Consider the following 18,173-nt stretch of genomic DNA (forward strand, 5'->3'; position numbering starts at 1 on the left):
AGACGAAAAAGTCGCGCCCGTTTCCAGGCGCGACTTTTTATTGGCCGCGTGTCAGACGATTAACGACGCGTCAAAAACGCCAGCAGCAATTCCGTATTCATCCGCACCATTTGTTCGCGCTGCGACGTTTCGCTAAAGTCGAGTCCAAATGTGGCTTCGAGCGTAAATCGATTCGATACGATGTAGTAGCCGAGCCCCGACAGCGTGATATAGAACTTCAACGGGTCGACATCGTTTCGAAAAAGCCCCGCTTTCTGGCCGCGATCCAGAATTGCGGTGACCGTTTCGAGCATGGGCGAGATCAATTCGCGCGTGCGATTCGAGCTCTTGATGTATTTCGCCTCATGCAGGTTTTCATTGTTGATCAGCCTCAGCAATTCCGGATGATCACGGTAGTAATCCCAGACAAAATGGGCAAGGCGCGTGATGGCCTCGATGGGCGCCACGCCGTCGAGGTCGAGCGTGCGCTCGGCTTCCACCAGCGAGCCGAGGGCGTGCTCCAGCACTGCCGTGAAAAGCTGCTCCTTACTGCCGAAGTAGTAATAGAGCATGCGTTCATTGGTTTCGGCCCGGCGCGCGATCTGATCGACGCGCGCGCCGAACAGTCCTCCCGCTGCAAACTCTTCTGCAGCAGCCAGCAGGATACGGCGACGGGTGCCTTCAGGATCTCTTTTGATTTTCGGCTGATTCATGGTGGCATGATTCAGGAGCCGCGTTGTCCGGATGAGCGTCACGCGGCCCGCGTTTGGGTACATGACGTGAACGGGCGCTGCCCATGGTTATTGGGGAACACCGTCCTGCGGTCAAACGGTAAAGCGCTTTGATTATGCGCACATCGCCACGTCATTGGCAATTGGGATTAAGCGTTCGCAGCACGACTATTTGCGACTTCGGCGATAATGACGCCTAAACCCGAGCGCGTACCGTCGTCAAAAGCGGAATAAGCGCGCCGAATGCAGGCAGCGAGCAACCGTCATACGTGTTTGATTGTGGTCGAGCCGTTCTTGCGCTCCTCCCTGCCTCGACTCCCCAAGCCATATCGCGACCCCTTCGTGACCGTTATCGTTTCAAAGACGCTCGCCGAGCGCATTGAAGATTTGCTGCCGCAGACCCAGTGCACCAAGTGCGGCTATCCCGCCTGCCGGCCTTATGCGGAAGCCATCGCCGCGGGCGATGCAAACTACAACCAGTGCCCGCCAGGCGGCGCACAAGGCATCGCGCGGCTCGCTCGATTGCTCGACAAGCCCGTGATTGCGCTCGACACCACGCATGGCGTTGAACGTCCGCGTCCCGTTGCCGTGATCGACGAGAACGTGTGCATCGGTTGCACGCTTTGCATGCAGGCGTGCCCTGTCGATGCAATCGTCGGTGCGCCGAAGCAGATGCATACGGTCATCCCCGAACTGTGCACGGGTTGCGATCTATGCGTGCCGCCCTGCCCCGTCGATTGCATCGCGATGATTCCCGTGACCGGCGACGCCACCGGCTGGAATGCGTGGTCTCAACCGGAAGCCGACGCGGCGCGCGAGCGTCATGACCGGCGCGTGGCGCGCGACGAACGTGAGCGCGCGGCGGCCGAAGCGCGTGCATCGGCGCGTCGGGCGCAAGCGGCGGGATCTTCCGCACGGCCTGAAGCAGCCGCAAGCGCCGCCGCGCAAGCCGACGACCCCGAAGCCAGGAAACGCGCGATCATTCAGGCCGCGCTCGACCGCGCACGCAAGAAGAAGGAAGAGATGGCGCGCGCAGGCACCGGCCCGAAGAACACGGACAACGTGAGCCCCGCCGTGCAAGCGCAGATCGATGCCGCCGAGGAGCGCCGCCGGCGGCTCGCCATGCAGGAAGACGCGAACAACGATCCCCCGAACTCCCGATGAACGCCAAAAAGCGCCGCGCCATCTTCGAAACGTTGCAAAGCATCGACCCGGAACCGAAGACGGAGCTCGAATACACGACGCCATTCGAACTGTTGATCGCCGTGATGCTCTCGGCGCAAGCCACCGATGTCTCCGTCAACAAGGCGATGCGCAAGATGTTCCCCGTCGCCAACACGCCTGGGAAAGTGCTTGCGCTCGGCGAGGAAGGCGTGACGGACTATATCCGCACGATCGGGCTGTATCGGACCAAGGCGAAGAACGTGATCGCGACGTGCCGGATGTTGATCGAGCAACACGGCGGCGAAGTGCCCGACAATCGCGAGGCGCTCGAAGCGCTGCCAGGCGTCGGACGCAAGACAGCGAATGTCGTGCTGAATATTGCGTTTGGGCAAGCGACCATTGCCGTCGACACGCATATCTTTCGCGTCGCCAATCGGACGGGACTGGCGCCGGGCAAGGACGTGCGGGCGGTCGAAACCGCGCTGGAGAAGTATGTCCCGGTTGAATTTTTGCAGCACGCGCATCACTGGCTGATCCTGCATGGGCGATACGTCTGCAAGGCGCGCGTGCCGGAGTGCTGGCATTGCGCGATCGAGCCGCTTTGCGAATATCGGCCGAAGACGCCGGCGCCGGTGGTTTGAATCGCCGGGCAGCCAAGCGCCAATTGCCCCAGCGCTCAAGCAGAACTCCTACCCCTAGCTCTACAATAGCGGTCTGAATCCCGCAATCGAATCAATACCTTATGTTCAACCCTAGCCGCGACGAAGTTCGTCAGTTCTTCACCGAAACCTGGCGCAAGGAGCGCGCGAGCGAGATTCTCACGCCGCTCGAAAGCATGGCCGCCGACTGGATGCGCGAGCATCCGGAATATCACGACGCGCTCATCGATCCTGAAGCACAAGGCGCGGACTATTCACCCGATCGCGGCCAGAGCAACCCGTTTCTGCATCTGTCGATGCATCTTGCGATCACCGAACAGTTGTCGATCGATCAGCCGCCTGGCATTCGTCGAGCGCACGAGCGACTGGCCGCGCGGCTCGGTTCCACGCACGAGGCGCAGCACGCCATCATGGAATGCCTCGGGCAGGTGATCTGGGAAGCGCAGCGCAGCAACACGCCGCCAGATACCGACGCATACCTCGCGCTCATCGAGCGTCGAGCTTCAAAGGACTAACTTCGCCGGACTAAACATCTTCGAAGCCGCGCGACAAAGCAAAACACCCCGCTCGATGCGGGGTGTTTCGTTTGATGCGAACGAACCGAAGCGCGCTTACTTCTTCAGCACGAGGTTGCCATCGAGCGATTCGATATAAGCCGCGAGATCCTTCAGGTCGCTCTGCGACAGGTTCTGCACCTGCGCCGCCATGATGGCGTTGTTGCGGCCGAAATTCGGATTTCCGCCGCCAATCTGATACTGCCGGAGCGCCCAGTAGATATAGCTCGCATGCTGACCCGCGAGACGCGGATACTCGCCGCTCACTGGTTTATTGAGGTTAGGGCCGTGGCAGGCCGAGCAATTGTGGCTCTCGGACAGTGCCTTGCCGTTGCCGACGTCCGCCGCGTGCGCAACATTCAACGCCGCCATGCCGATGAGCGCCGCTGCCGCGCATGCCGCCTTGAAGCTTGTGTGGAGTGCCTGAGAGGGCATCATGAATTCTCCTGTGTCCATGCAATACCGGATTGCCGTATCGACGTCGGCGCATGAGTGCGCGCGCGTCGCATCGAGTCAAACGCTAAAAAGCACGGATCACTTGTCGGGATTGTTCTTCGATTGGGGAGTTTGCGCGGCGTAGTACGCGGCAATATCGGCGATGTCCTGATCGGACAAGGTAGTCGCGATGGCGCGCATGGTGTCGAAGTGGCGGTCGCCCTTCTTGTAGGCATGCAGCGCATTGGCGATGTACTGCGCGTTCTGACCGCCGAGCATGGGCACTTCATAAACTTCGGGATACGCCGTGCGATAGCCGGGTATGCCGTGGCAGCCGATGCACATCGCGACCTTGCCCTCAGCGGCCTTTGCGTTGCCCACGACGTCGGCCGACGCCTGGGTCGCGAAGCCGGCAAGACCCGACAGCGCTGCAATCACGGCACATTTGCCGACAAAATTGTTCATAGCTTCTAACCTAGCATGAGGGGAAATCCGGCGCGCTTCTACCGCCTGGGGCCAAGGCCGCGCCGAGCGCATCACAACCTTCTCGGGACTGTTTTCGCTATTTAGCCACGCAGGCCAAAAAAATCGGGCTAATTGTACCGCGCGACCTCCCCACCGTCCACAAGGGGAGATCGCGCGAAAGCCCTGCTGACAAGGGGAATCGGCTGAAAAGCAGCTAACCCGCCTGCGACAATTGGTCCCTGCACAAACATTCCGATTGACTTCGCCCGACTTCGGATGCAGGGCCGGCGCGCGTGCTCCGGCGTGCCTGAAGCGGCTCACACGATACCCCGGCAAGCCCCGATGCCAAAAGGTCTTCTGACTTATACTGGGATTTTTTTCCTCACCGGACTTCGTCATGCGTTTCGAAGGCTCATCGCAATACGTCGCGACCGACGACCTCAAACTCGCGGTGAACGCCGCGGTGACGCTGCAACGCCCGCTCCTCATCAAGGGTGAACCCGGCACCGGCAAGACCATGCTTGCCGAGGAAGTGGCAAGCGCGCTCGGCATGCCGCTCCTGCAATGGCATATCAAGTCGACCACCAAGGCCCAGCAAGGCCTCTACGAATACGACGCCGTCTCGCGCCTGCGCGACTCGCAACTCGGCGACGAGCGCGTGAAGGACATCCGCAACTACATCGTCAAGGGCGTGCTGTGGCAGGCCTTCGAAGCGGATCGACAGACGGTGCTCCTGATTGATGAGATCGACAAGGCCGATATCGAGTTTCCGAACGACCTGCTGCGCGAACTCGACCGCATGGAGTTCTATGTCTATGAGACGCGGGAACTCGTGAAGGCGCGGCATCGCCCGCTCGTCATCATCACGTCGAACAATGAGAAGGAACTGCCCGACGCGTTCCTGCGCCGCTGCTTCTTCCACTACATCAAGTTCCCGGATGCGCAGACGATGAAAGAAATCGTCGAAGTGCATTACCCGGACATCAAGCAGGAGCTGCTCGCCGCCGCGATGCAGAGTTTCTTCGAACTGCGCAACGTGTCGGGCCTGAAGAAAAAGCCGTCCACCTCCGAGCTGCTCGACTGGCTGAAGCTGCTTCTCGCCGACGACATCCCGCCTGAAGCGCTGCGCTCGACTGATCAGAAGCAGATCGTGCCGCCGCTGCACGGCGCGCTTCTGAAGAACGAACAGGACGTCGCGCTATTCGAGCGGCTTCTGTTCATGAACCGCAACAACCGCTAACCAAGCCCTGGAAAAAGAACGCATGAGCCGCTGGATCGAACCCGTCACGCTCGAAGGCGAGCACGTCAAGCTCGTGCCGCTCACCGTCGAACATGAAGCCGCGCTCACGGCCGCTGCTTCCGACGGCGAGTTGTGGAAACTCTGGTACACCTTCGTGCCCTCGCCCGACAAGACGCGCGCATATATCGACACGGCGCTCGACATGCGCGACCGTCTTGGCGCGCATCCCTTCGCGGTGATCGATGCGAAGACTGGCGATGTCGTCGGTTCCACGCGCTATTTCGCGGTCGACGAAACGCATCGGCGGCTGGAAATCGGCCATACGTGGTATGCAAAGCGCGTGCAGCGCACCGCGCTCAACACCGAAGCCAAGCTGCTCCTGCTCACGCATGCCTTCGAAAGGCTCGATGCCATCGCCGTCGAGTTCCGCACGCATTTCATGAATCACCGCTCGCGTGCAGCCATTGCGGGGCTTGGCGCGAAGCAAGACGGCATTCTGCGCAACCATCAGATAGGACGCGACGGCGTGTTGCGCGATACCGTCGTGTTCTCGATCATTCAGTCGGAATGGCCCGCGGTGCGCGCGCATCTGAAGTATCGGCTCGACCGCTGATTCACCTCGCTATGGAGAGCGCGCCATGCTGATCGACTTTTTCTACTCGCTGCGCGACGCGAAGCTGCCCGTCTCGGTCAAGGAATACCTGACCTTGCTCGAAGCGCTGAAGGCCCAGGTCATCTCGCCCTCGCTCGACGAGTTCTATTTCCTCGCGCGCATGGCGCTCGTCAAGGACGAGAAGTACTTCGACAAGTTCGACCGCGCGTTCGGCGCGTACTTTCATGGCATCACCGAGTTGCCCGACGAAGCCTTCGAGGTTCCGCTCGACTGGCTCAAGAAGCGGCTCGAACGCGATTTCACGCCGGAAGAGAAAAAGCGCATCGAGGCAATGGGCGGCATCGATAAACTGATGGAGCGCCTGAAGGAACTGCTCGACGAGCAAAAGGACCGCCACGAAGGCGGCAACAAGTGGATCGGCACGGGCGGCACGTCGCCATTCGGACATGGCGGATACAACCCGGAAGGCATCCGCATTGGCGGCGATTCGCCCGGCGAGCGCAGCGCGGTCAAGGTGTGGAACGAGCGCGCCTATGCCGATTACGACGATCAGGTGGAAATCGGCACGCGCAACATCAAGGTCGCCTTGCGACGCTTGCGCCGCTTCGCGCGCGAAGGCGCCGCGGACGAACTCGATTTGCCCGACACCATTCGCAGCACGGCAGCCAACGCCGGCTGGCTGGATTTGAAGATGGTGCCGGAGCGCCACAACAAAGTGAAAGTGCTGATGCTGCTCGATGTCGGCGGCTCCATGGACGATCACATCAAGCGCGTCGAAGAGCTTTTTTCGGCGGCGAAGGCCGAGTTCAAGCATCTCGAGTTCTTTTACTTCCACAACTGTGTGTACGACTATCTGTGGAAGAACAATCGGCGCCGGCATGCCGAACGCACGCCGACCTTCGACGTGCTGCACAAGTTCACGCCGGACTACAAGCTGATCTTCGTCGGCGACGCCACCATGAGTCCCTACGAAGTGCTGCAACCGGGCGGCTCGGTCGAATACAACAACGCCGAAGCCGGCGCGGTGTGGCTGCGGCGTCTTGCCGATCAGTTCCCGCATCATGCGTGGCTGAACCCGGAGCCCGAGCGGCTGTGGGAATATCGCCAGTCCGTTTCCGCAATCCGCCATGTCCTCGGCAACCGCATGTACGCGCTCACCATGGCAGGCCTCGAAAGCGCGATGCGCACGCTGTCCAAATAACCATCCACCACGCATGAACGTCTCTTCCTCCACGCCCGCCCCGCTTCGCCCGCTTGCCGATACCTCCCTTTCCGCCATCGTCGCCGGCTTCGTCGCGATGATGACCGGCTACACCAGTTCGCTCGTGCTGATGTTCCAGGCGGGCCAGGCCGCGCATCTGTCGGACGCGCAGATTTCGTCGTGGATCTGGGCGCTTTCCATCGGCATGGCGCTGTGCACGATCGGCTTGTCGCTGCGCTATCGCGCGCCTATCGTCGTCGCGTGGTCGACGCCGGGCGCGGCCTTGCTCATCTCGTCGCTGCCGAACGTGGCGTATGGCGAGGCCATCGGCGCGTTCATCGTGTGCGCGGCGCTCCTGACCGCGGTCGGCGTGACGGGCTGGTTCGACACGCTCATGAAGCGCATTCCGTCGGGCATCGCCGCAGCCTTGCTTGCGGGCATTCTGTTCGAAATCGGCATCGAGATTTTTCGAGCGGCGCAAATGCAGACGGCGCTCGTGCTGGTGATGTTCTTCACGTACCTCATCGCCAAGCGCCTGGCGCCGCGTTACGCCATTCCGGCGACGCTCATCGCCGGAATCGCCGTCGCGGGTTCGCTCGGACTGCTCGACTTTTCGCGCTTCCATGTGGCGCTCGCACACCCCGTTTTCACGATGCCGTCGTTCTCCGTCTCGGCAATCGTGAGCATCGGCATTCCGCTCTTCATCGTGGCGATGGCCTCGCAAAACGTGCCGGGCATCGCCGTCTTGCGCGCCGACGGCTACGACACGCCTTCCGCGCCGCTCATTTCGACCACCGGCATCGCTTCCTTGCTGCTCGCGCCGTTCGGCTCGCACGGCGTCAATCTCGCGGCGATCACAGCCGCCATCTGCACCGGCCGCGAAGCGCATGAAAATCGCGACAAGCGTTATACGGCGGCGGTCTGGTGCGGCGTCTTCTATCTCGTCGCGGGCACGTTCGGTGCGACCATCGCGGCGCTGTTCGCGGCGTTCCCGAAAGCGCTGGTCGTTTCGGTCGCGGCGCTCGCGCTTTTCGGTTCGATCATGAGCGGACTCGCCAACGCCATGCACGACGTGCGCCAGCGCGAACCAGCGCTCGTCGCGTTCATGGTGACGGCTTCCGGGCTGACCCTGCTGTCGATCGGCTCCGCATTCTGGGGTTTAATCGCGGGCGTCGTGACGCATCTGATCCTTAATGCGCGCCGGCCGAGCGCCTAAAATGACGGTATCGGCCGGCATTATCTGGCCGAGACATTGCAACTACTTCTGCATCACCGTCATGTCTCTGATCGACAAATTACTGGCGCGCGGCATCTCCGCCGGCGCGACAAAGCGCAAGACGATCGTTCGCGTCCTGCTCGACGACACCGGCACCGTCCAGGATGTCGTGCTCAAAAAAAGTTGCGGCGATACGGCCAAGGACGCGCGCGCCCTAAAGGAAGTACGCGCCATGCGCTTTCCACGCGGACAGATCGGTTCAGGCACGGTGCGGCGCTGGCACGAGCTGGCGTACAGCATCGAGTGACCGCGCTGTAAGGAACCGCGCCGTGCAGCTCCGGTCGAAGCCGGGCATGCCGCGTGCGCGCTTTCAAGCGTGAAACCCGTGCGCGGGACTAGAATGATGAAGTGAGAAATCAGGGGCGCGCCGCAGCCGAAGCATCGCATGCGGCGTCGCGTTCAAGGGCAAACCGCGGGCCACCGCAATTGACAAGGCGCACTGCGCCGACAACTCGACATGACATCCGCTCTCGACCAGCTCAAGCAATACACCACCGTCGTCGCCGATACCGGCGACTTCCAGCAATTCGTCGCGTTCAAGCCGCAGGACGCCACGACCAATCCGTCGCTGATCCTGAAGGCCGTGCAGAAGGACGACTACAAGCCGCTGCTCGAGAAGACCGTCAAGGAGCACAAGGACAAGCCGATGGGTCAGATCATCGACAATCTGCTCGTCGCGTTCGGCACCGAGATTCTGAAGATCATTCCGGGCCGTGTATCGACCGAAGTCGACGCACGCCTTTCGTTCGACACCAAAGGCTCGATCGACAAGGCACACGAAATCATCAAGCTGTACGACGCAGCGGGCATCTCGAAGGACCGCGTGCTGATCAAGCTGGCGTCCACGTGGGAAGGAATCCGCGCGGCCGAGGTGCTGCAAAAGGAAGGCATCCACTGCAACATGACGCTCTTGTTCTCGCTGGCGCAAGCCGTCGCGTGCGCGGAAGCCGGTGCGCAACTGATCTCGCCGTTCGTCGGCCGCATCTACGACTGGTACAAGAAGTCGGCGGGCGCCGAATGGGACGAAGCGAAAATGGGCGGCGCTAACGATCCGGGCGTGCAGTCGGTGCGCCGCATCTACGCGTACTACAAAAAGTTCGGCTACAAGACGGAAGTCATGGGCGCGAGTTTCCGCACAGTGAGCCAGATCACGGAACTCGCGGGTTGCGATCTTTTGACCATCAGCCCCGATCTCCTGAAGAAACTCGCCGACAGCGACGAGAAGGTTGAGCGCAAGCTCTCCGCGGATTCGGTCAAGAACGAGAACGTCGAGAAGATCAGCGTCGATGAGCCGACCTTCCGCTTCCTCGTCAACGACGACGCCATGGCCACCGAAAAACTCGCGGAAGGTATCCGCGCGTTCGCTGCCGATGCAATCAAGCTCGAAAAGCTGATTACCGCGCTTCAATAAGCCGGGCGCTTCCCCGCATGCAGTACAACAAAATGGCGCACTCACACTGCGCCATTTTGTTGTCATGGGTCAGTGTTTCTGTAAACGCACTATTCCCGTTTATTTTGACCTAAATTGACCTTTTCCCAGTTTCCATAAACGCGCGTTGCAATAGACTGCGAGGCTCTGAGGCAAAACGTAAGAGCTTAAAAAGTCAGTCATGCAACTCGATACTTATGTGTTCTTCAACGGCGACTGCGCGGACGCGCTCGCTCTGTACCAAACCGCACTCGGCGCGGAGATTCATGCGCTGATCCGCTTTCGCGACACGCCCGACAGCGCGAGCGTTCCGCCCGAATGGCAGGACAAGGTCATGCACGCGCTCTTCAGCGTGGGACCTAACGCCATCATGGTGTCGGACGGCCAGTTCGGTCAGCCGTCGAAGGCTTATCAGGGCTTCACGCTGTCCATCGCCGCCGACGACGCGGCTTCCGGCGAACGCATGTTCAACCAGCTCGTCGAAGGCGGCGAAGTGCTGACCCCGTGGCAGGCCACGTTCTTCACGGCAGGCTTCGGCATGCTGAAGGATCGTTTCGGCGTGCCCTGGCTCATCAACGTGGTCAATACCACCGAGGAAGCACCCGCGCAGGCGTGACAGCCCGCTCACTGAAGGCGCGAGACGAGCACAGTCAATCGTTGAGCGGCCGTGCGCCTTCTATGTTCCACTGCCGCTCGATCTCACTCAGTCGCAAGCGCAGGCGTTCCACCTGCTCCGCAAAACGCATCGCGAGCCAGTGCATGCCCTGCGTCGATAAATCCCTTTCGTTCGCTTCTCCTGGCATCGGCGTGAATACGGTCAGGTCCACGCTTCGGTGCAAAAGACCCACGCGCCCGAAACGCAGCGCGCGCGACATGCGCAGCAGCTTGTGCCGCGCCTCCTGCTCACGCGGCGTGCAGTCGATGCCGAAATTCTCCCCCGCCGACGAAGCCAGCATTTCCAGTGCCGCCAGGATCGAACGATGCAGGCGCTGAATCTCCTCTAGCCGCGCAATTGGCACATGTGTTTCCTTTGCGACCGATTCCATCAAGCCGCGCGCCTGCACGAGACGCTGGCTCATCGCGAGAAAGCGCCGCGTGGTTTCCTCGGGCAACAGCGGCTTGCCATCGAGCAATGCGCCGTAAAGCCGCGCGCATTCGCGCAGGTTGTCCGCCAGCCGATAGCGCCACGAATACGTTGCGTACTGCGGCAGCACGAACGAGAACGCCAGCGCGATGGCAATGCCGATCATCACATTGGCCGTGCGCCACAGCCCGACATCGAAGGAAAGATCGCCATGACCGGAGACGATGACCATTGTGATCGCGGTCAGCAGCGCGACATAGCCCGCCTTGCCAATTGCGTAGTAGGCGCACGCGCCCGCGAACAGGGACATTAGAAAGAAAAACAGCAGGAGCGAGCCGAACAGCGCATGCACGAGGATCAAAAAGAGGCCGATGCCCGCGCCGAGCGCCGTACCCAGTGCCCGTTCAACGGCTTTCTTGCGGATATTGCCGTAGTGCTGCAAGCCGCCGATCACGACCAGCAGCGACACCGACGCCCACACGCCATGCGGCACGTTGATGCCGGTCGTCACCAGAAACGAGGTTGCCATACCGAGCGCGACGCGCACCGCGTGGATCACGTTCGCATGCCGGTATCGAAAATACGGCGAAGCGAGCCCGTGCATGAGCCGCCTTGCCTGCATGCGCCGGGGTGACACGGAAGTCTGTAAGGGCATGGTCGCTCGTGGTCCGAAGTCGAAACGCCCGCAACAGCCGGAAGGCGGTTACGGGCGTTCAGGGTATCAAACGCGGAGGAATCGCGCGATCAACCTTCCACGATGTCCAGATAATCTTCCGGACGCGTACGGTCATCCGAACGTTTGAGGCCGAGCGCGCGTACCAGCAGGCTCACGACGATGGACACCACGAGATTGACGATCAACGCCCACACCGCCGCATAGCCCGGCACGGCGTAGCCGAACATATGCACGGTGAAGATCGAGCCCTTGAGTTGCAGCGATACGGCCATCCACGTACCCGTGCCGATACCCACCGCCCAGCCGATCAGCAAACCGCGATGATCCAGCACGCGCGTATAGAGACCGAGCACGAGCGCGGGAAGCGTCTGGATGATCCAGATGCCGCCGAGCAGTTGCAACTGGATGGCATAAGTGAGCGGCAGCGCGAGAATGAACACCACCGCGCCCACTTTCACGATCAGCGAGACGAGCTTGGCGACGTTGGTTTCCTGCTCGGGCGTCATCGACCGGTTGACGAACTCGCGATGCACATTGCGCGTGTAGAGGTTGGCCGCGGCGATCGACATGATCGCCGCGGGCACCAGCGCGCCGATGCCGATGGCCGCGAACGCCACGCCCACGAACCACGACGGGAAGTAATGCAGAAAGAGCGCCGGCACGGCGAAGTTCGCGCCGTAGGCCTTGAAGTACGACGCGTATTCCGGCATGTCCTTCACGCCCGAGGCAAGCGCCATGTAGCCGAGCAGCGCGAGCAGCCCGAGCACGAGCGAGTACGCGGGCAACAGTGCCATGTTGCGGCGAATGGTGTTGCCCGAGTTCGACGAAAGAATCGCCGTCACCGAGTGCGGATACAGGAACAGCGCGAGCGCCGAACCCACCGCGAGCGTCGCGTACGCGCTGTAGCCGTTGAGGCTCGCGGTATCGGGCGCCTTCAAGAGCAGCTTGGCGGGCGGCACGACCCCGAAGATGTGCCCGAAGCCGCCGAGCTGCGCGGGAATGATGATCATCGCGGCGATGATGGTGATGTAGATCAGCACGTCCTTCACCACGGCGATCATTGCGGGCGCGCGCAGGCCCGAGGTGTACGTGTAGGCCGCGAGAATCGCGAACGCGATGATGAGCGGCATGTCGCCGAGCAATCCTTGCGTCGAAAAGCCGAGCGCGCCGATCACCACTTCGATGCCCACGAGTTGCAACGCGATATACGGCATGGTCGCGACGATACCCGTCACGGCGATCGCCAGCGCGAGCATGCGGCTGTTGTAGCGTGCATGCACGAAGTCAGCGGCGGTTACGTAGCCGTGCCGCTTCGCGATACTCCACAGCTTCGGAAACACGACGAAGGCGAACGGATAGATCAGGATGGTGTAAGGCAGCGCGAAGAAGCCCGTCGCGCCCGCGCCGAACACGAGCGCCGGCACGGCCACGAAGGTGTACGCGGTGTAGAGATCGCCGCCGAGCAGGAACCACGTGACGACGGTTCCGAAGCGCCGGCCGCCCAAGCCCCATTCGTCGAGCTGGCCGAGATCGCCCTTGCGCCAGTGCGCGGCGATGAAGCCGAGAATCGTCACGCCGACGAAGAACAGGACGAAGACGAAAGTCGCGGTGAGATTCATCATCGCGGGGCTCCTTGTCGGGGCGTGGCACGACCCGAGGACAGCGCCTTGGTCTTCTTATAGACGACGGCCGTGATGACCGCGCTGATCAGCACCCACAGCAACTGATACCAGTAAAAAAACGGAAAGCCCCACAGAACCGGCTCGATCTTGTTGTAAAACGGCACCCAAACCACGCCGATCCACGGAAGGATCAGAAGCCAGAGCCAATGCTTGTTGCGTGGTTGTCCTGTGCCGGTCGCAGCTTCGTGAGCCATGACGGTCTCCCTATTGTTTTGAGCATTCGCTTTGGGCGCGGCCAGGCGAGGACGGTCGGTCGCTCGCTCGAAAGGCCGGTTGCCATCTTGCATGGCACGCCGCTGAAAGCGCCCCGAAATAACAGGAGGAGTATATGGACCGAAAAACGCGGGTCAAGCAGGGGGAATCCCGACTAATCCCCTGATAAGAAATGAGATCGTAAAATTCGCCGGGATCGCCTGCCTGGATTGGCTGGAGCGGATCCGGGGATCAGATGGCGAACGAACCGGTCATCGGCAGCTTCGCGATTTCGGCCAGGCCTTTTACCCACTTGCGCGCGGGCAGGCCGAGTTGCGCTTCGATCAGCCTGGCGCGGGCTTCGAGCGCGGCGAACGGCACGTCTAGCGCGGGACCGGCGAAGGCGAGCGCGATACGGTTGCCGTCGTGTACTTCCGGCAGCGCGATCACGCGATGGGCGAATGCCTCGTTCAGATGCCGCATGTTGCGCACGAAGCTCGGGTGATCGCCGAACAGGTTGATCGTGACGACGCCCGCATCCGGCGTGAGACACGCCCGGCACGCGCGATAGAACGACACGCTGTCGAGCACGGGACCGCGGGCGCTGGCGTCGTAGATATCGATCTGCAGCGCGCCGATGGTGCCGTGGTTCGCGCGGTCGTTGACGAACTCCCACGCGTCGCGTTCGGTGACGGTGAGGCGCGCGTCGTCGTACGGAAGCTCGAACATGGCGCGCGCGGCGATCACGACCGCCGGATTCAACTCGACCGCTTCGACTTGCGCGCGTTTCAGGAAGCGATAGCAGAACTTGGTGAGCGCGGCCGAGCCGAGCCCGAGTTGCACGATGCGCGCCGGCGTCTCGATGAAAAGCAGCCACGCCATCATCTGCTGCGCGTATTCGAGTTCGAGGTGATCGGGCTTTTTGATGCGCATCGCGCCCTGGATCCATTCAGTGCCGAAGTGCAGATAACGCACGCCGCCCTCTTCCGAGAACGTCACGGGCGTGAAGCGCGGCTTACGCGGCGCGTCGATGCGCGGCGCGTTGGCGAGATCGTCGTCATCGCCCTTGATGCGGCGGCGGTCTTGTTTCGCCGCGTCCTTGTTGCGGCCGAACGCGCGTGCTTCGGCGGATGCGCGCTTGATCAGATTCTTCATTGTGTGCTGAGAATGTCGCGCCAGACGCGCAGTTTTTGGTCGAACGAGAGCATAGCATTGGCCGCGCTCGACGAAGGCAGCACGAGCGTCGCGTAACCCGCGGCGCTCGCCTGCGCTTCGAAGCGGCCCGAAGTCTTGCCGTTGAAGCAGACTTTCCCGAGCGCGGGAAAGCGCGTGTGAAATGCGTCGAAGTCGTTCGCGGCGGCGTTGCGGATTGCGCTGTCGAGGCTGCCCTGGCGCTCGCATGCGGCAAGCACGTCCCATAAGCCGATCCGATGAGCAAGCAGGCGTTGCAGACGTTTCTCGTAGCTCAATTCATGCAGCGGTTCGCCGATCACCGCGCCCACGAGCCGCCAGAATTGATTGCGCGGATGCGCGTAGTACTGCGTCGCCGTCAGCGATGCGACGCCCGGGAAGCTGCCGAGAATCAGCGTATGCGTGGCGCGGTCGGCCACGGGCGCGAATCCGGTCAGCGTCATCGGGCTTTCTCGTCCGCGACGCGCTTCGCATGCGAACTCAGGTGCTCGAACGCCCGCGCATGCTCACGATGATGAACACCCCGCGGTCTTGCCGATTCCGCGAGCCGCGCCCAGAGCGCATCGAGCATGCATTCGGTGACCATGAGCGGCGCGCCGTAGCGCAGGAATACCGAGCGGCGCGCGTGCAGAGCATGTCCGGGCGGCGTTTCGCGCAAGGCCAGCGCATGCAGCGGATGCCGCGCGGTGACGACGCGGCTTGCGAGTACGGAACGGGACACGCTGCTGTCGCTGTAGAGAAGTTCGGCGAGCGGGCGGGTGCGCAGGCGGCGCATCGATTGCCAGATGCCCGTGCTGTGCGACAGCGCGACGATGCTGTGCGCGACTGCAACTGCGACGCCATCGACCTTCAACGCGACTTCGCGCGTCCACACCGGCGTGCGCGGCGTGACGCCGAGCGCTTGCCATTCGTCAAGCCACGGCGCGGCGACGCATTCGCGCGTCACTTCCACAGTGACTTGTCCTAGCGCGCGCAAGTGCGCGGTCAGGGAGCCGCCGCGTGTGAGCCAGTCTTTTTGATGCCTCGTAAGCGATGCGAGCGGCGCGCTGCGCCAATGGCGGTCGACGGGATCGGTGCAGGTCAGCATGGCGTTAATTATAAAACCGCGCTGGCCCTTCGGACAAATCGTATGGAATGGCGGCGCGCAACGCAGCACACTGAATTGCAGACCGTGGATTTCACGATCAGCGCATTTATAAAAGGATATCTAAATGTCTAAAAACACAAAGCAGACGTCGAACAAGGTGGCGCATTTGGCATCCGAGACGCTTCATGATCCGAAAGCATCGGAGATCAAAAAGAGTCTTGCCGCGTCGGCTCTATCACAGGCCCATAGCGCGAAGCAAACAAGCGGCGCGATGGAGCACAAGGCAAGCGAAGTGCTGAAAAGCGCGAAGTATTCGAAGGAAACGAAGACGCTGGCTGCTTCCGTGCTCGCCCAATCCAACAAGGAGCGCAAGTAAAAATACGCGCTGCCGGTCCGTTCCGGCAGCGCGCATCCAAAGGTCGAGCTTCACGCGCGCTAACGACAACGCTTCAGTCCGCTTCCGTGCCCGAGCGGGCCAAGAAGTCGTAGCCGCAAAAAAAGCGCGCCGCCGTTCACTCGGCGGCGCGTCCTTCACCTCAACAATTAACCCTCGACCTCAACGCGCCAACAACAACGCATTCGTCCGCTTCACGAAACTCGCCGGATCTTCCAGCGATCCGCCTTCGGCCAGCAACGCCTGATCGAACAGCAGATGACACCAATCCGCGAAATTCGCGCCATCGGTCTGCAGCGCCTTCACCAGCGGATGTTCCGGGTTCACTTCGAGAATCGGCTCCATCTTCGGTGCGTTCTGGCCCGCTGCCTTCAGCATGCGTTGCAGGTAGCCGCTCATGTCGCCTTCGTCGGCCACGAGACAGCTCGGCGAGTCGGTCAGGCGGAAGGTCAGGCGCACGTCCTTGGCCTTGCCTTCGAGCGCTTCCTTCATCTTCTCGACGAGCGGCTTGAATTCCTCGCCGACCTTTTCCTGCTGCTGCTTTTCCTCGTCGTTCAGCGCGCCCAGATCGAGGTCGCCACGCGCGACGCTCGCCAGCGGCTTGCCGTCGAATTCATTGAGGAAGGAGAGCATCCATTCGTCGACGCGATCCGTCAGCAACAGCACTTCCACGCCCTTCTTGCGAAACACTTCCAGATGCGGACTGTTCTTCGCGGCCTGCCAGCTGTCCGCGGTGACGTAATAGATCTTCGTCTGCTCGGGCTTCATGCGCGAGACGTAATCGGCGAGCGAGACGTTTTGCACGTCGGAGTCGTTATGCGTCGATGCAAAACGCACCAGCTTCGCGATGCGATCCCGGTTGCTGAAATCCTCGCCAATGCCTTCCTTCAGCACCTGACCGAATTCCTTCCAAAAATTCGTGTACTTTTCTCGGTCGGCGTCCTCGGTTGCTTCGGCCGACGACGATGCGATTTCTTCCAGCATCGACAGCACCCGCTTGCTCACGCCTTCGCGAATTGCCTTAACGTCGCGGCTTTCCTGCAGGATCTCGCGCGAGACGTTGAGCGGCAGATCGGCCGAATCGACCACGCCCTTCACGAAGCGCAAATACGCGGGCAGCAATTGCTCGGCATCGTCCATGATGAAGACGCGCTTCACGTAGAGCTTGAGGCCGCCGCGATGCTCACGGTTCCACAGATCGAACGGCGCGTGCTTCGGCACATACAGTAGTTGCGTGTATTCGCTGCGGCCTTCCACGCGGTTGTGCGTCCACGCGAGCGGGTCGTCGTGATCGTGCGAAATATGCTGGTAGAACTGCTTGTATTGCTCGTCGGTGATGTCGCTCTTGTTACGCGTCCACAGCGCGCTCGCCTGATTGACGGTCTCGTCTTCGTCCTTCTCGACCATCTCGCTCTTCTCGGCGTCCCATTCTTCCTTCTTCATGAGGATGGGCAGCGCGACGTGATCCGAATACTTCTGGATGATCGACTTGAGCTTGTGACTCGAAAGCAGTTCGTCCTCTTCCGGACGAAGATGCAGCGTGATGGTCGTGCCGCGTTGCGCGCGCTCGATATTCTCGACTTCGAACTCGCCTTCGCCCGCGCTCGTCCAGCGCACGCCTTCCGATGCCGGAAGACCGGCGCGGCGCGATTCCACCGTGATCTTGTCGGCGACGATGAAGCCCGAGTAAAAGCCCACGCCGAATTGTCCGATGAGCGCGGCGTCCTTTTGCTGGTCGCCGGAGAGCTTCGAGAAGAACTCTTTCGTGCCCGAGCGCGCGATCGTGCCCAGATTCGAGATGGCTTCTTCGCGGCTCATGCCAATGCCGTTGTCGTCGATGGTGACGGTGCGCGCCGCCTTGTCGAACGACACGCGGATACGCAGGTCCGGATCGTTCTCGTAGAGCGCGCTGTTTTCGATTGCCTCGAAGCGCAGCTTGTCTGCCGCGTCCGATGCGTTCGAGATCAGCTCGCGCAGGAAGATTTCCTTGTTGCTGTAGAGCGAATGAATCATCAGTTGCAGAAGCTGCTTCACTTCCGCCTGAAAGCTCATGGTTTCTTGCGCCATGGTCGAGTCCTCTGGTTGAGTTTTATAGATGCGGTTCGGAATGCGCGGCGTGCG

The 18,173-nt window shown here is 61.4% G+C and carries 21 protein-coding genes; 11 read left to right on the plus strand and 10 right to left on the minus strand.

Annotated features, from left to right (window positions below; all coding sequences use genetic code 11):
- Positions 1-59 precede the first annotated feature (59 nt).
- Positions 60-692, minus strand: coding sequence for a TetR family transcriptional regulator (locus ACYQ47_RS31140; protein WP_244828000.1), 633 nt, complete (start codon positions 690-692; stop codon positions 60-62).
- 360 nt (positions 693-1,052) lie between these two features.
- Here ACYQ47_RS31140 and rsxB point away from each other — a divergent pair, with 360 nt between their 5' ends.
- From rsxB to ACYQ47_RS31155, 3 genes are all read left to right on the plus strand, one after another.
- Positions 1,053-1,874 (plus strand): electron transport complex subunit RsxB, encoded by an 822-nt coding sequence (gene rsxB / locus ACYQ47_RS31145; protein WP_459908609.1) that lies wholly within the window; start codon positions 1,053-1,055, stop codon positions 1,872-1,874.
- Positions 1,871-2,515: an endonuclease III gene (gene nth / locus ACYQ47_RS31150; RefSeq protein ID WP_244827511.1), complete on the plus strand. Its 645-nt coding sequence runs from the start codon at positions 1,871-1,873 to the stop codon at positions 2,513-2,515. Before rsxB ends, nth begins: the two co-directional genes overlap by 4 nt.
- 101 nt (positions 2,516-2,616) lie before the next feature.
- The gene (locus ACYQ47_RS31155) at positions 2,617-3,048 is read left to right on the plus strand and encodes a DUF1841 family protein (RefSeq protein WP_250464171.1); all 432 of its coding nucleotides are present in this window, start codon (positions 2,617-2,619) and stop codon (positions 3,046-3,048) included.
- A 96-nt stretch (positions 3,049-3,144) separates the two neighbouring features.
- Here ACYQ47_RS31155 and ACYQ47_RS31160 read toward each other — a convergent pair whose 3' ends face one another.
- Both ACYQ47_RS31160 and ACYQ47_RS31165 read right to left on the minus strand, forming a co-directional pair.
- Positions 3,145-3,525 carry a c-type cytochrome gene (locus tag ACYQ47_RS31160; RefSeq protein ID WP_244827509.1) on the minus strand — a complete coding sequence of 127 codons (381 nt, stop codon included), beginning with the start codon at positions 3,523-3,525 and terminating at the stop codon, positions 3,145-3,147.
- A gap of 96 nt (positions 3,526-3,621) precedes the next feature.
- Positions 3,622-3,987 (minus strand): c-type cytochrome, encoded by a 366-nt coding sequence (locus ACYQ47_RS31165; RefSeq protein WP_061121774.1) that lies wholly within the window; start codon positions 3,985-3,987, stop codon positions 3,622-3,624.
- 397 nt (positions 3,988-4,384) lie between these two features.
- Between ACYQ47_RS31165 and ACYQ47_RS31170 the strand changes: the two genes are divergently transcribed.
- From ACYQ47_RS31170 to ACYQ47_RS31200, 7 genes are all read left to right on the plus strand, one after another.
- Positions 4,385-5,227, plus strand: a complete 843-nt coding sequence (locus ACYQ47_RS31170) for an AAA family ATPase (protein ID WP_244827508.1) — start codon at positions 4,385-4,387, stop codon at positions 5,225-5,227.
- Between the two features lie 22 nt (positions 5,228-5,249).
- Positions 5,250-5,840, plus strand: coding sequence for a GNAT family N-acetyltransferase (locus tag ACYQ47_RS31175; RefSeq protein WP_244827507.1), 591 nt, complete (start codon positions 5,250-5,252; stop codon positions 5,838-5,840).
- 25 nt (positions 5,841-5,865) lie between these two features.
- On the plus strand, positions 5,866-7,041 hold the full coding sequence (locus ACYQ47_RS31180) for a vWA domain-containing protein (RefSeq protein ID WP_250525606.1): 1,176 nt from the start codon (positions 5,866-5,868) through the stop codon (positions 7,039-7,041).
- Positions 7,042-7,054: 13 nt separating this feature from the next.
- Complete coding sequence (locus ACYQ47_RS31185) at positions 7,055-8,257, plus strand: benzoate/H(+) symporter BenE family transporter (RefSeq protein WP_459908615.1); 1,203 nt, start codon at positions 7,055-7,057, stop codon at positions 8,255-8,257.
- Position 8,258: 1 nt separating this feature from the next.
- Entirely contained in the window at positions 8,259-8,564 is a 306-nt protein-coding gene (locus tag ACYQ47_RS31190) for an energy transducer TonB family protein (RefSeq protein WP_250464169.1), read from the plus strand.
- 210 nt (positions 8,565-8,774) lie between these two features.
- Complete coding sequence (gene tal / locus ACYQ47_RS31195) at positions 8,775-9,728, plus strand: transaldolase (RefSeq protein ID WP_244827503.1); 954 nt, start codon at positions 8,775-8,777, stop codon at positions 9,726-9,728.
- 199 nt (positions 9,729-9,927) lie between these two features.
- Positions 9,928-10,362 carry a VOC family protein gene (locus ACYQ47_RS31200; protein ID WP_250464167.1) on the plus strand — a complete coding sequence of 145 codons (435 nt, stop codon included), beginning with the start codon at positions 9,928-9,930 and terminating at the stop codon, positions 10,360-10,362.
- 34 nt (positions 10,363-10,396) lie between these two features.
- Here the strand turns inward: ACYQ47_RS31200 and ACYQ47_RS31205 are convergent, their stop codons facing one another.
- The 6 genes from ACYQ47_RS31205 to ACYQ47_RS31230 form a co-directional block, all read right to left on the minus strand.
- Entirely contained in the window at positions 10,397-11,485 is a 1,089-nt protein-coding gene (locus tag ACYQ47_RS31205) for an FUSC family protein (RefSeq protein WP_459908618.1), read from the minus strand.
- An 89-nt stretch (positions 11,486-11,574) separates the two neighbouring features.
- Positions 11,575-13,125 carry a monocarboxylate uptake permease MctP gene (gene mctP, locus ACYQ47_RS31210; RefSeq protein WP_244827999.1) on the minus strand — a complete coding sequence of 517 codons (1,551 nt, stop codon included), beginning with the start codon at positions 13,123-13,125 and terminating at the stop codon, positions 11,575-11,577.
- Positions 13,125-13,382, minus strand: coding sequence for a DUF3311 domain-containing protein (locus tag ACYQ47_RS31215; protein ID WP_244827500.1), 258 nt, complete (start codon positions 13,380-13,382; stop codon positions 13,125-13,127). Before ACYQ47_RS31215 ends, mctP begins: the two co-directional genes overlap by 1 nt.
- 250 nt (positions 13,383-13,632) lie before the next feature.
- Entirely contained in the window at positions 13,633-14,535 is a 903-nt protein-coding gene (locus ACYQ47_RS31220) for a class I SAM-dependent methyltransferase (protein ID WP_459908621.1), read from the minus strand.
- Positions 14,532-15,014, minus strand: a complete 483-nt coding sequence (locus tag ACYQ47_RS31225; protein WP_459908623.1) for a DNA-deoxyinosine glycosylase — start codon at positions 15,012-15,014, stop codon at positions 14,532-14,534. The genes ACYQ47_RS31220 and ACYQ47_RS31225 overlap by 4 nt, the downstream gene beginning before the upstream one ends.
- Complete coding sequence (locus tag ACYQ47_RS31230; RefSeq protein WP_459908625.1) at positions 15,011-15,658, minus strand: chorismate--pyruvate lyase family protein; 648 nt, start codon at positions 15,656-15,658, stop codon at positions 15,011-15,013. The genes ACYQ47_RS31225 and ACYQ47_RS31230 overlap by 4 nt, the downstream gene beginning before the upstream one ends.
- Before the next feature lie 124 nt (positions 15,659-15,782).
- Between ACYQ47_RS31230 and ACYQ47_RS31235 the strand changes: the two genes are divergently transcribed.
- Positions 15,783-16,034, plus strand: a complete 252-nt coding sequence (locus ACYQ47_RS31235; RefSeq protein WP_244827497.1) for a hypothetical protein — start codon at positions 15,783-15,785, stop codon at positions 16,032-16,034.
- Positions 16,035-16,214: 180 nt separating this feature from the next.
- Here ACYQ47_RS31235 and htpG read toward each other — a convergent pair whose 3' ends face one another.
- Complete coding sequence (gene htpG / locus ACYQ47_RS31240; protein ID WP_459908627.1) at positions 16,215-18,119, minus strand: molecular chaperone HtpG; 1,905 nt, start codon at positions 18,117-18,119, stop codon at positions 16,215-16,217.
- Positions 18,120-18,173: the final 54 nt, after the last annotated feature.

The sequence above is a fragment of the Caballeronia sp. HLA56 genome (genome assembly GCF_054655155.1).

Excerpts from the sequence above, each read along its gene's own strand:
- ACYQ47_RS31140 (WP_244828000.1), bottom strand. The coding sequence starts at position 692 with ATGAATCAGCCGAAAATCAAAAGAGATCCTGAAGGCACCCGTCGCCGT.
- nth (WP_244827511.1), top strand. The coding sequence starts at position 1,871 with ATGAACGCCAAAAAGCGCCGCGCCATCTTCGAAACGTTGCAAAGCATC.
- ACYQ47_RS31155 (WP_250464171.1), top strand. The coding sequence starts at position 2,617 with ATGTTCAACCCTAGCCGCGACGAAGTTCGTCAGTTCTTCACCGAAACC.
- ACYQ47_RS31160 (WP_244827509.1), bottom strand. The coding sequence starts at position 3,525 with ATGATGCCCTCTCAGGCACTCCACACAAGCTTCAAGGCGGCATGCGCG.
- ACYQ47_RS31165 (WP_061121774.1), bottom strand. The coding sequence starts at position 3,987 with ATGAACAATTTTGTCGGCAAATGTGCCGTGATTGCAGCGCTGTCGGGT.
- ACYQ47_RS31170 (WP_244827508.1), top strand. The coding sequence starts at position 4,385 with ATGCGTTTCGAAGGCTCATCGCAATACGTCGCGACCGACGACCTCAAA.
- ACYQ47_RS31175 (WP_244827507.1), top strand. The coding sequence starts at position 5,250 with ATGAGCCGCTGGATCGAACCCGTCACGCTCGAAGGCGAGCACGTCAAG.
- ACYQ47_RS31180 (WP_250525606.1), top strand. The coding sequence starts at position 5,866 with ATGCTGATCGACTTTTTCTACTCGCTGCGCGACGCGAAGCTGCCCGTC.
- ACYQ47_RS31185 (WP_459908615.1), top strand. The coding sequence starts at position 7,055 with ATGAACGTCTCTTCCTCCACGCCCGCCCCGCTTCGCCCGCTTGCCGAT.
- ACYQ47_RS31190 (WP_250464169.1), top strand. The coding sequence starts at position 8,259 with ATGACGGTATCGGCCGGCATTATCTGGCCGAGACATTGCAACTACTTC.
- tal (WP_244827503.1), top strand. The coding sequence starts at position 8,775 with ATGACATCCGCTCTCGACCAGCTCAAGCAATACACCACCGTCGTCGCC.
- ACYQ47_RS31200 (WP_250464167.1), top strand. The coding sequence starts at position 9,928 with ATGCAACTCGATACTTATGTGTTCTTCAACGGCGACTGCGCGGACGCG.
- ACYQ47_RS31205 (WP_459908618.1), bottom strand. The coding sequence starts at position 11,485 with ATGCCCTTACAGACTTCCGTGTCACCCCGGCGCATGCAGGCAAGGCGG.
- mctP (WP_244827999.1), bottom strand. The coding sequence starts at position 13,125 with ATGAATCTCACCGCGACTTTCGTCTTCGTCCTGTTCTTCGTCGGCGTG.
- ACYQ47_RS31215 (WP_244827500.1), bottom strand. The coding sequence starts at position 13,382 with ATGGCTCACGAAGCTGCGACCGGCACAGGACAACCACGCAACAAGCAT.
- ACYQ47_RS31220 (WP_459908621.1), bottom strand. The coding sequence starts at position 14,535 with ATGAAGAATCTGATCAAGCGCGCATCCGCCGAAGCACGCGCGTTCGGC.
- ACYQ47_RS31225 (WP_459908623.1), bottom strand. The coding sequence starts at position 15,014 with ATGACGCTGACCGGATTCGCGCCCGTGGCCGACCGCGCCACGCATACG.
- ACYQ47_RS31230 (WP_459908625.1), bottom strand. The coding sequence starts at position 15,658 with ATGCTGACCTGCACCGATCCCGTCGACCGCCATTGGCGCAGCGCGCCG.
- ACYQ47_RS31235 (WP_244827497.1), top strand. The coding sequence starts at position 15,783 with ATGTCTAAAAACACAAAGCAGACGTCGAACAAGGTGGCGCATTTGGCA.
- htpG (WP_459908627.1), bottom strand. The coding sequence starts at position 18,119 with ATGGCGCAAGAAACCATGAGCTTTCAGGCGGAAGTGAAGCAGCTTCTG.